This is a genomic window from Bartonella sp. MR168JLCBS, assembly GCF_042194175.1.
Window position 1 is genome coordinate 1 of record NZ_JBHIMP010000657.1, and the last position, 504, is coordinate 504.

Genomic DNA, 504 nt, shown 5'->3' on the forward strand with positions numbered 1-504 from the left:
GTCTCAAGCGACAACATGGTTTGGATGTTTTGATTATTGACTATATCCAATTAATGACAAGCAATTCAAAGCGCTCATCTGAAAATCGTGTTCAGGAAATTACAGAAATCACTATGGGACTCAAAGCTTTAGCGAAAGAATTGAATATTCCAATTATCGCTCTTTCACAACTTTCACGTCAAGTTGAGAACCGAACAGATAAACGTCCACAACTCTCAGACTTACGAGAATCTGGTTCCATTGAGCAAGATGCTGACATCGTCCTTTTTGTATATCGTGAAGAATATTATTTCAAAAATGAACAACCTAAAGAAGGCACTCCTGAACATATGAAGTGGCAAGATGAAATGGATAAAATTATGGGGAAAGCTGAAATTATTATAGCAAAGCAACGGCATGGACCGACAGGGATTATTCATCTTGCCTTCCAATCTGACTTCACACGCTTTAGCGATCTGGCAGACAGTCAGTATCTTCCAGAACAATATGGTTAAGTTATCATGG

At 38.3% G+C, this 504-nt stretch carries 1 protein-coding gene; it reads left to right on the forward strand.

The genetic code is table 11. The annotated features are described in order from the left end of the window. The coding region (locus tag ACFIK8_RS13240) for a DnaB-like helicase C-terminal domain-containing protein (protein ID WP_375669683.1) at window positions 1-494 on the forward strand (494 nt) is incomplete at its 5' end. Window positions 495-504: the final 10 nt, after the last annotated feature.